The sequence below is a fragment of the Rhodococcus gannanensis genome (assembly GCF_042681175.1).
GTDB lineage: Bacteria > Actinomycetota > Actinomycetes > Mycobacteriales > Mycobacteriaceae > Rhodococcus_G > Rhodococcus_G gannanensis.
Genome location: NZ_JBHUFB010000020.1, coordinates 142886 through 154477 on the forward strand (window position 1 = coordinate 142886; position 11592 = coordinate 154477).

Sequence of the window (11592 nt, forward strand, 5' to 3'; positions counted from 1 at the left end):
GGGTGGAGGGCGCAGTCCCTGGTCGCTACCGCCTCACCCTCGCTGCTCGACGAACGACCGGGCAACAACGCCTGCGATCCGTCCGAGCGCTTCGGGCGAGGCCATACCCCAGTGGGTCTCGTCGATCGCGTGGACCTCGATGCGGCCGTCGACGCCGTTCGCCCAGGTGTCCGCGCCCCGGCTCACGGTCGGATCGTCGGCTGCCGCGGCGAAGTACACCAGGTCGCCCTTGTAGATGCCGGGCCGGTGTCGACCCATCGTGACGAGCGAGGACTCCGCAGCCCGGTAGGCCCGCTCGATCCGGTCGATTCCCAGATCGCCGAACGGTTCGGGCAGGTCCGCAGCGAGAGCCGACACCGCCTCGGGCGTCAGTTCCGCTTCGCCGCCGAATCCACCGAACGCCGCCTCGGGCAGGAGCCCGCCGAGCAGGTCCCCCGCAGTCATCGCGCGACCCTGCACGGTGTGTCCGGCGCCCGCGAAGCTGTCCATCATCGACAGCAACGCGACCTCTTCGCCCTGCGCCTGCAACTGCACCGCCATCTCGTGTGCGATCACACCGCCGAGTGACCAGCCGACGAGACGGTACGGACCGTCCGGTTGCACCGTGCGGATCTCCCGGATGTACCGAGCCGCCCATTCCGCGATGGATCCCGGCATCTCGTCCTCGCTCGAGAAGGCAGGCGACTGGAGCCCGTAGATCCCGTACTGCGGGTCGAGATGCTGGGACAGTCCTGCGAACGCCCAGGACAATCCGATCACCGGGTGCAGGCAGAACACCGCCTCCGGCGAACGACCTTCGCGGATCGGCAACAGGACGTCGAAGGCCCGCTCGGACCCGGTACCGCCGGAACCGAGGCGCTCGGCGTCGATTCTGCGTGCGAACGCCTCCGTGGTGGCATCCGAGAACAGCCACAGCACCGGCACGCGCACGCCGCACGTCGCGGTCAACCGCGACACGACCTGCGTTGCGATCAGCGAGTTGCCACCGAGCTCGAAGAAGTCGTCGTCGAGACCGACACGCTCGATCCCGAGCACCTCCGAGAACACCGACGCCACCGCTGCCTCCGTCTCGGTCTCGGGAGCCCGGAACGCACGCGCCTCGAAGACCGGCGCCGGCAGTGCCTTCCGGTCCAGCTTGCCCGACGGGTTGAGCGGGAAGGCGTCCAGGACCGTCACCGACGCCGGGATCATGTAGGTGGGCAGCGACCGCGATGCGGCGGCCTTCACGTCGTCCGCGGTCACCGTGTCCCCAGGGGTCGGGACCACGTACGCCACCAACTGGTCACCGGTCGGCGTGCCGACCACCAGGACGGCTGACTGCAGCACTCGCGGATGGGTGAGGACCGCGGTCTCGATCTCGCCGAGCTCGATCCGCTGCCCGCGGAACTTCACCTGGAAGTCGGTGCGGCCGATGTACCGCAGCTCGCCCTGCTTGTCCCACGCGACCAGGTCACCGGTTCGGTACATCCGATCGCCGCCGGCCCCGCCCGAGAACGGGTTCGCCACGAATCGGTCCGACGTGAGGTCCACTCGCCCGAAGTAGCCGCGCGCGAGCTGGTCGCCGCCCAGGTACAGCTCACCCGGAACGCCCACCGGCACCGGATTCAGACGCGAATCCAGCACGTGCACCTGCGAGTTCCACTGGGGCCACCCGATCGACACCGCATCGCCGTGACCGCCGGTGACGTCCCGGTACGTGATCGACACCGCCGCTTCGGTCGGCCCGTACAGGTTGTGCACCCGTGCCGGGGACACCCGTGCGAAGTCCCGGACCGTCTCGGCAGGCAGCGCCTCGCCGATCACGAAGATCCGGGTCAGCGACACCAGCTGCTGCGGGTCCACGGAGGCCGCGAACACGGTCAGCATCGACGGGACGAAGTCGGTGACCGTCACCGAATGCTCGGCGATCCGATCGGCGACGTACTGCGGATCCCGGTGCCCGTCGGGAGTGGCGACGACCAGAGTCGCCCCGACCCGCAGCGGCATGAACCAGCCCCACAGCGAGACGTCGAACGTCGTCGCCGTCTTCTGCAGGTACACGTCGGCGCTGTCGAGTCGGTACTCGGACTGCATCCACTCCATCTGGTTCACGATGGCGCCGTGCGGCACCGCGACGCCCTTCGGCTTGCCCGTCGAACCCGACGTGAAGATGACGTACGCCGGGTGTCCCTGCCGCAGGTGCGACACCCGCTCCGCCTGGTCGACCGGACCGGCGTCGTACCGAGACAGGTCGATGTCGTCGATCCGGAGCACGGTCCGCCTCGGCACGTCGAACCGTGCGTCGCCGGTCGTGAGGATGCACACCGGGTTCGCGGTGTCCAGGATGTGGCCGATTCGCTCCGCCGGATGGTCCGGGTCGATCGGGACGTAGGCACCACCGGCCTCGAGCACCGCGTAGATCGCGACGACGAGATCGAGTGAGCGACGGACGGCCAGTGCCACCAACGATTCCGGTCCGACGCCCTCGTCGATCAGGCGGCGGGCCAGCCGGCCCACCCGCGCCGACAACTCGGCGTAGGTCAGCGTCTCGCCCTCGTACACGACAGCGGTCGCGTCCGGGGTCTGCTGCGCCTGGCGCAGGAACCCGTCCTGCAGCAGCTGCCCGGCCGGCAGCTCGTGGTCGGTCGCGTTCCAGCCGGTGACCAGCGCCGCGACTTCGTCGGCCTCGACGAGGTCGATGTCCCCGACCACCACGGTGGGATCGGCGGCGATCGCCTCGAGCACCCGCACGAGCCGCTGCCCGATCACCTCGACGGTCGACGCGTCGAACAACGCTGTCGCGTAGACCATCTCCGCGAACATGCCCGAGGGCACGCCGTCGTCGCCGTACTCGTCGCGCAGCGCCAGCTGGAGGTCGTACTTCGCCGACACGTGCGCGACTCCCGCGGACCCGACGGTCAGTCCGTCGAGCTCGAGCTCCGTCGGTGCCATGTTCTGGAACAGGAATCCGACCTGGGCCAGTGGGCTCCGGGACGTGGACCGGACGGGGTTCAGCACCTCGACGAGCCGCTCGAACGGCACGTCCGCGTTGCCGAACGCCGACAGGTCGGTCTCCCGGACACCGGCCAGGATCTCGTCGAACCCGGCGTCCACATCGACCTTCGCGCGCAGCACCAGTGCGTTGATGAAGACGCCGACGAGGTCGTCGAGCGCTTCGTCGCCGCGTCCGGCGATCGGGGTGCCGATCGCGATGTCGTCGGTCGCGGACAGGCGTGCCAGCAGCACCGCGAAGGCCGCGTGCATGAGCATGAACAGTGTCGCACCACGTTCCCGCGCGACCTCGACGAGGCGGGCGTGCAGTTCGCCGCCGATCTCGAAGGTGACCAGACCTCCGTCGTACGACTGCACCGCCGGACGCGGGCGGTCCCACGGCAGCTCCAGCTGGTCCGGGACACCCGCGAGCTGACGCTGCCAGTAGGCGAGCTGCGTCGAGATGACGGATCCCGGGTCGTCGTCCGATCCGAGCACCTCCCGCTGCCACAGGGTGAAATCCGCGTACTGCACGGGAAGCGGTGCCCAGCCCGGCGTCTCGCCTGCGCCGCGAGCCACGTAGGCCGTCATCAGGTCCCGTGCGAGCGGTCCCATCGACCATCCGTCGGCGGCGATGTGATGGACGACGACGACCAGTACGTACTCGTCCTCTGCACCGTCGACGAGTCGCAGCAGGCACACCCGGACCGGAATCTCGACCGTCACGTCGAATCCGTCGCTCATCGACGACACGGCGCGGGCGGGCAGTTCCGCGGTGGTGACGTCCTCGGGGGTCAGGTCCACGTGCAGGTCACCCGTGGGCAGCACCACCTGGACCACGCCGGCACCGGTGTCGGGGAACACCGTACGAAGGATCTCGTGCCGCTCGAGCACGTCGACGAACGCGGCATTCATCGCCGCGATGTCGAGATCGCCGGTCAACCGCAGCGCCATCGGGATGTTGAAGGCCGCGGACCGCGGCTCGAACTTGTTGAGGAACCACATTCGCTGCTGCGGCAGCGACAGCGGGACCGGTCCGGTGCGGGGCTGCGGCACCAGCGGTGCGCGCCGCCCCTGTCCCGCGCGGCCCGCCACGAAGGCGGCGAGATCCGCGACCGTCGACGCGTCGAACAGCGCGCGCACCGGCACCGTGGCGTCGACAGCGGCACCGAGCCGGGACACGGCCTGCATCGCGACGAGCGAGTTGCCGCCGAGCTCGAAGAAGTCGTCGTCCAGTCCGACCCGCGGAGCGCCGAGCAACTCGGCGAAGACGTCCGCGACGGCCTGCTCGACCGCGGTGGTCGGCGCCCGGAACTCCCGAGCCTCGAACACCGGCGCCGGCAACGACTTCCGATCGATCTTCCCGGAAGCATTCACCGGGAACCCGTCGAGCACGACGATCCGGGTCGGCACCATGTAAGCGGGCAGACGCTCGCCCGCAACCGCGGTCACCGACACCGCGTCGACGTCCACGACACCTGCCACGTACCCGACCAGCACCTGACCGGCGGACGTCTCCACGACCGACGCAACGGCCTGACGGACCGCGGGATGCGCAGCCAACGCCGCCTCGACCTCACCGAGCTCGATCCGCAGACCGTGCAGCTTCACCTGGAAGTCGGTGCGGCCCAGGAACTCCAGCTCACCCGAGCCGTCTACCGACTCCAGCCACCGCACCAGGTCACCGGTCCGGTACAACCGCTCCCCCGCCGCGAACGGCGACGCCACGAAACGGTCCGCCGTCAGATCCGGCCGCGACTCGTAACCCCGCGCGAGCTGCACGCCCGCCAGGTACAGCTCACCCGGCACACCGACGGGAACCGGCTGCAACCGGCCGTCCAGCACGTACACGCGGGTGCCCTCGACCGGACCGCCGATCGGCACGATCACCGGATCACCCTCGCGGGCCGCCCGGCGCGTCACCTGCATCGCCGCCTCGGTCGGCCCGTACAGGTTGTACACCCGCGCACCCGTCAGGACCTCGACCTCCGCCGCGAGCTCCGAGGGAAGCGCCTCGCCACCCGCGAACACCCGCCGCAACGCAGGCGCACCCGAATCCGGCAACGCCGTCAGCACCATCGGCAGCATCGACGGCACGAACTGCACCGTCGTCACCGACTCCTCCACCAGCACCCGAGCCAGGTACTGCGGATCACGATGACCGTCGGGAGCCGCCAGCACCAACCGGGCGCCGGACTGCAGGGGCCAGAAGAACTCCCACACCGACGCATCGAACGTGAACGCCGTCTTCTGCAACACCGAATCGGTGCCGTCCAGACCGTACTCACGCTGCATCGACACCAACTGGTTCACCGTCGCCGCATGGGAGACCGCGACACCCTTCGGGCGACCCGTCGACCCCGACGTGAACAGCACGTACGCCGTGTTGTCCGGACGCAGGACACCGATCCGATCCGCATCCGTCACCGGCTGCACCGGCACATCGGCATCCGCGGCGAGCTCACCGAACTCGATGACGGGACGGTCGACGACGCTGCCCGCGTCCACGACTACGAGCTGCGGGGCGGCCGTGTCGAGGACGTACCGGATCCTGTCGAGCGGCTGGTCCGGGTCGACAGGCACGTATGCGCCGCCGGCCCTGACGATCGCGTACATCGCGACCACCTGGTCGATCGAGCGGCGCATCGCGACCGCCACCCGCGACTCGACACCCACACCACGCCCGATCAACCGACGGGCCACCACATCCACCCGGTTCAGCAGCTGCCCGTACGTCAGCGACACGGCACCGTCGGTCACGGCCACCGCATCCGGCGTCCGCGCGGCCTGCTCCGCGAACAGCGAATCCAGCGTTCCCCCGGACACCCCGACACCGGTCGCGTTCCACTCGTGCAGCACCCGAACACGGTCACGATCACCGAGCAGGTCGATGTCCCCGACCGGCGCCGCCGGATCGGCGGTCACCGCGCGCAGCACACCGAGCAGTCCGTCCACGAGCGACTGCGCACCCGAGGCGTCGTACAGACCGGTGGTGTACGTGAGCGCTCCGTCGAGACCGGAGGGATTCCCGTTCTCGTCGACGGCCTCGGCGAAGCCGAAGTCGAGGTCGAACTTCGCGAGCACCATGTCCGTGGTCAGGCCACTGATCGAGAGGTCACCGAGTTCGGCCGCGGGCGCGGGCAGGTTCTGCAACGACAGCGTCACCTGGAACAGCGGCGAGTACGCCTGGGAGCGAACCGGATCGAGGGCCTCGACGATCTGCTCGAACGGCAGATCGGCGTGACCGAACGCACCCAGATCGGCTTCCCGGGCCGCGGCGAGGACTTCGTCGAACGACGCCGCCGCCGGCACCTCGGTGCGCAGCACCAGGGTGTTGACGAACATGCCGACCAGGTCGTCGAGCGCGGCCTCGCCGCGGCCCGCGACCGGGGTGCCGACGGTGATGTCACTCGTCCCCGACAGCCGCGACAGCAGCACCGCGAGCGCCGCGTGCAGCACCATGAACAACGTCGCGCCGCTGCGCCGGGCGAGTGCCTCCAGCGCCTCGCGCAACTCCTTGTCGACCGTGAACTCCCGCAGTGCACCGATGTTCGACATCACCGCCGGACGCGGCCGATCCGTCGGCAGCACCAGCACGTCGGGCGTGCCGCGCAGCACCCGGGTCCAGTAGTCCAGCTGCGCCGACATCTGCGACTGCGGGTCGTCGAGCGAGCCGAGAACCTCCCGCTGCCACAGCGTGTAGTCCGCGTACTGAACTGCCAGCGGCTCCCAGGCCGGCGCCGACCCGGCGCTGCGGGAGAGGTACGCCAGCACCAGGTCCCGGGTCAGCGGTGCAGTGGAGAAACCGTCACCGGAGATGTGGTGCATGACGACGACGAGGACGTGGTCGGTGGCGGAGCCGTCGACGCCGAGCAGGGCAGCCCGGACCGGAACACCCTGCGTGACGTCGAAGCCGGTGCCGACCAGCGTCAGCACCCGCGAGGTCAGGTCCTCGGCGGCCACCGGTTCCGCTGCGATGTCCACGGAGAAGTCCGGCACGACGACCTGGCGGCCGGTGCCCTCGTGTTCCGGGTACGTGGTGCGCAGCACCTCGTGCCGTGCGATGACGTCCGCGACCGCGGCACGCAGCGCCGCAACGTCCAGTTCACCGGTCAGGCGCACGGCCAGCGGGATGTTGTAGACCGCCGACTCCGGATCGAATCGGTTGAGGAACCACATCCGGGACTGGGCCGGGGACAGCGGCACCCGCTCGGGGCGCGGTCGAGGTGCCAGCTCGATCCGCGCTTCCCCGCCGGACATGCCGGCGAGGCGGTCGGCGAGTGCCTCGACGGTGGATGCCTCGAACAGGTCCCGGACCGGGACGCGGAATCCGAGTGCCGCCCCCAACCGCGCCGCGACCTGCGTCGCGATCAGCGAGTTGCCGCCGAGTTCGAAGAAGTCGTCGCCGCGGCCGACCTGCGGCGCGCCGAGCACCTCCGCGAACACCGAAGCGATGGTCTGCTCCGTCGCGGTGACCGGTGCCCGGAACTCCCGTGCCGCGAACACCGGCGCGGGCAGCGCCTTGCGATCGAGCTTGCCGGATGCGTTGAGCGGGAAGGAGTCCAGCACGACCAGTGCCGACGGCACCATGTACGACGGCAGGGTGCCCGTGGCGTGCACCTTGACCTCGTCGGCGTCGATGTCCGCACCGGGTGCGGGCACCAGGTAGGCCACCAGGTGGTCACCGGTCTCCGTCTTGACCACCAGCACCGCGGCCTGCAGGACCGTCGGATGCGCGAGCAGTGCCGTCTCGATGTCGCCGAGCTCGATGCGCTGTCCACGGAACTTCACCTGGAAGTCGGTGCGGCCGATGTAGTCGATGCCGCCGTCGGCGTCCCACACCACCAGGTCGCCGGTGCGGTACATGCGAGCACCGCGACTGGAGAACGGGTTCGCCACGAACCGGTCGGAGGTGAGGTCGACGCGGCCGAAGTAGCCGCGGGCGAGCTGCACGCCGCCGAGGTAGAGCTCACCGGGCACGCCGACCGGGACCGGCCGCAGCCGCGAATCCAGCACGTACACCTGCGAGTTCCACTCCGGGCGGCCGATCGAGACCGCGCCGCCGACGGCGGTGTCGGTGACGTCGGCGTAGGTGATCGACACCGCCGCCTCCGTCGGCCCGTACAGGTTGTGCACACCGGCGTCGGAGACGGACCTGAAGTCACGGACGGTCTCGGCGGGCAGTGCCTCCCCGATGACGAACACGTACCGCAGGGAGGTGAGGTCCTCGGGGCGAGCGGAGCCCGCGAACACGGTCAGCATCGACGGCACGAAGTCGGTCGCGGTGACCCGCTGCTCGCGGATCGTGTCGGCAACGTACTGCGGGTCACGATGCCCGTCCGGAGTCGCCACCACGAGCGTGGCACCCGACCGTAGCGGGATGAACCAGCCCCACAGCGACACGTCGAAGGTCGTGGCCGTCTTCTGCAGGTACACGTCACCGGCACCGAGCGGGTACTCCGCGAGCATCCACGCGATCTGGTTGGCGATGGCGGCGTGCGGGACGGCGACGCCCTTGGGCTTGCCGGTGGAGCCCGACGTGAAGATGACGTAGGCCGGGTGCTGCGGGCGCAGCACCCCGCGACGGTCGGCGTCCGTGACCGGGGCAGACGACAGGTCGGCCAGGTCGAGGGTGTCCACCGCGACGACCGGGAAGTCGCCGGCGGCGGCGAAATCGTCCGTCGTGGTCGTCAGCACGCACACCGGCTGCGCGGTGTCGAGGATGTGCCCGATCCGCTCCGCCGGGTGGTCCGGATCGACCGGCACGTACGCGCCGCCCGCCCGCACCACCGCGTAGATGGCCACGACGAGATCGAGCGACCGGCGAATCGCGATGGCCACCAGCGATTCCGGTCCGACACCGTCGGCAACGAGCCGGCGGGCGAGCCGGTTGACGCGGGCGTCGAACTCCGCGTAGGTCAGCGAGTCGCCCTCGTACACGACGGCCGTCGCATCCGGGGTGGCGGCGACCTGTGCGTCGTACGCGTCGAGCAGCAGCTCACCCGCATCGACGTCGTGGCGCGAGTCGTTCCAGCCGGTGAGGATCCGGCTCAGCTCGTCGTCACCGAGCAGTTCGACGTCGCCGACGGGCGTCGACGGATCCGTCGCCAGCGTCTCGAGCATCCGGGTCAGGCGCCGACCGAACAGGTCGATCGTGCCCTCGTCGAACAGGTCTCGCGCGTAGCTCAGGTGTACGGCCATCCCGGACGGGACACCACTGTCGTCGTTGCGTTCGGTGACCGTGACCTGGAGGTCGAACTTCGCGATGACGGCGTCGACGTCGACTCCGGAGACGGTCAAGCCGTCCAGGTCGATGCTCGGCTGCTGGTGGTTCTGGAAGAACAGCGCCACCTGGAACAGCGGGTGCCTGGCCTGCGAGCGCGGCGGGTCGATCACCTCGACGATGCGCTCGAACGGCACGTCGGCGTGCCCGAAGGCACCGAGATCCGTCTGCCGGACGTCGGCGAGCAACGTCGTCAGCGGCGTCGCCGGGTTCACCTGTGTGCGCAGCACGAGGGTGTTGACGAACATGCCGACGAGGTCGTCGAGGGCCTGCTCGCCGCGGCCGGCGACCGGGGTGCCGATGGCTATGTCGGTGGTACCGGACAGCCTGGCCAACAGTGCGGCCAGGGCGGTGTGCACCACCATGAACAGAGACGCGCCGCGGGTGCGTGCCGCGCCGAGCAGCGCCGCGTGCAGATCGGCATCGATGTCGAACGACACCGCGCCACCGACGTTGCTCGCCACCGCCGGACGCGGGCGGTCGGCGGGCAGGTCGAGCTGCGCCGGGATGCCGTCGAGCGCGGTGCGCCAGTAGTCGAGCTGCCCGCTGACGACGGAGTCGCCGTCGTCCTCGGAGCCGAGGACCTCTCGCTGCCACAGCGCGTAGTCCGCGTACTGGACGTCGAGCGGCGCCCATCCGGGGGCCTCGCCGGCGACACGCGCCGTGTACGCGACCATCACGTCCCGGACCAGCGGGCCCATGGAGAACCCGTCGGCGGCGATGTGGTGGACGACGACGACGAGCACGTGTTCGGTCTCCGTGACCCGGAAGACGTTCACCCGCAACGGCACCTCGGCGGTGACGTCGAAGCCGGTGACGACGGCCGAGGTGACCTTCCTGATCAGGTCCGACTCGTCGACGTCGATCGGGGTGAGGTCCGGAACGGTGTCGCCGACCGGCAGGATCACCTGGGTGCCCGACCCGTCCGCACCGACGGGGTAGACGGTCCGCAGGATCTCGTGCCGTGCCACCAGGTCGCCGACGGCGGCCTGCAGCGCAGCGGTGTCGAGGCGACCCGACAGCCGGATCGCGGCCGGGATGTTGTTGACGCCCGAGGCGCTGTCGAACCGGCTGAGGAACCACATCCGCTGTTGCGCGAGCGAGAGCGGAATGTCGTCGGGCCGGTCGGCCGCGACGAGCGGGACGCGGCGGCGGGAGCCGGTTCCCGAGGACAGGCGTTCGGCGAGCTCCGCGACGGTCGGTGCCTCGAACAGGGTTCGCAACTCGACCGTGGAGTCGAGGAGCGACCCGAGCCGGGCGGTGACCTGGGTGGCGACGAGCGAGTTTCCGCCGAGCGCGAAGAAGTCGTCGTCGGCGCCGACGCGCTCCACGCCGAGCAGGTCGGCGAAGACGCCGGCCACGAGTTCCTCGGCCGGGGTCGAGGGCAGGCGGAACACCGTCGCCTCGAACATCGGCGCCGGCAGCGCCTTGCGGTCCAGCTTGCCGGACGCGTTGAGCGGGAAGGCCTCGAGGACCACGAACGCCGACGGCACCATGTACGCCGGGAGCGCCGCCTGCAGAGCGGACTTGAGTGCGCCCTGATCGGGCTCCGTGGCTCCCGCAGGTACCAGGTAGGCGACCAGCGCCTCGCCGACGCGGTCGTCCCGGTGCAGCACCACGACGGACTGCGCGACGGATTCCTGTGCGAGAAGGGCGGTCTCGATCTCACCGAGCTCGATCCGCAGACCACGCAGCTTCACCTGGAAGTCGGTACGCCCGATGTACTCCAGCTCACCGGCACCGTTCCACGACACGAGGTCACCCGTGCGGTACATCCGGGTGCCCGGCACGAAGGGGTTCGCCACGAACCGATCCGAGGACAGGTCCGCCCGGCCCACGTAGCCGCGAGCGAGCTGCGCACCGGACAGGTAGAGCTCACCCGCAACACCCACCGGCACCGGACGCAACCGCGCATCCAACACGAACACCTGCGTGTTCCACACCGGCGCACCGATCGGCACCGTGATGGTGTCCGCCTCCGTCACCTCGTGGAACGTGACGTCGACCGCAGCCTCGGTCGGCCCGTACAGGTTGTGCAGACGCGCCCCCGGCAACACCTCGCGCAACGCCGCAGCCGTGGAGGCAGGCAACGCCTCACCCGACGCGAACACCTTCGACAGTGCCATTTCGCTCGTCGCCACGCTCGCCGACCCCACCGCTTCCGCCGCAGCCGCGAGATGGGCGACGAACACCGCCAGCATCGACGGCACGAAGTGCGCAGTCGTCACCGACTGATCGGCCATCACCCGAGCCAGGTAGGCCGGATCCCGATGCCCGTCCGGCACCGCGATCACCAGACGCGCACCGACCTGCAACGGCCAGAACAACTCCCACACCGA

1 protein-coding gene is annotated in these 11592 nt (G+C 70.0%); it reads right to left on the reverse strand.

What is annotated here, in order from left to right:
• Positions 1-33 precede the first annotated feature (33 nt).
• On the reverse strand, positions 34-11592 hold an 11559-nt coding region (locus ACFSJG_RS21600; RefSeq protein WP_378487290.1), incomplete at its 5' end, for a non-ribosomal peptide synthetase.